Annotated in this window: 1 rRNA gene; it reads right to left on the bottom strand. The window is 49.8% G+C overall.

Features of this window, described 5'->3' with window-relative positions:
• Positions 1–46: 46 nt before the first annotated feature.
• Positions 47–526, bottom strand: a 23S ribosomal RNA gene (locus DB032_RS23460); the annotation flags it as partial.

Raw genomic sequence — 526 nt, 5'->3', positions numbered from 1 at the left:
CTCTAAAAACTGCACATATATCTTAATGAATGAACATCAAATAATATTGGTCAAGTCCTCGACCTATTAGTATCGATAAGCTAAATACATTGCTGCACTTACACCTTCGACCTATCAACCAGATAGTCTTTCTGGGGTCTTACCCTTGCGGGGGGAAATCTTATCTTGAAGTTGGCTTCGCGCTTAGATGCTTTCAGCGCTTATCCATTCCGTACATAGCTACCCAGCCATGCCCTTGGCAGGACAACTGGTACACCAGAGGTACGTCCATCCCGGTCCTCTCGTACTAAGGACAGGTCTTCTCAAATTTCCTACGCCTGCGACGGATAGGGACCGAACTGTCTCACGACGTTCTGAACCCAGCTCGCGTACCACTTTAATGGGCGAACAGCCCAACCCTTGGGACCTACTACAGCCCCAGGATGTGATGAGCCGACATCGAGGTGCCAAACCTCCCCGTCGATGTGGACTCTTGGGGGAGATAAGCCTGTTATCCCCAGGGTAGCTTTTATCCGTTGAGCGATGG

The organism is Chromobacterium sp. Panama (genome assembly GCF_003052555.1).
Taxonomy (GTDB): Bacteria; Pseudomonadota; Gammaproteobacteria; order Burkholderiales; family Chromobacteriaceae; genus Chromobacterium.
The sequence above is the reverse complement of the archived record's forward strand: the minus strand, read 5'-3'. Positions and strand labels throughout refer to the sequence as shown.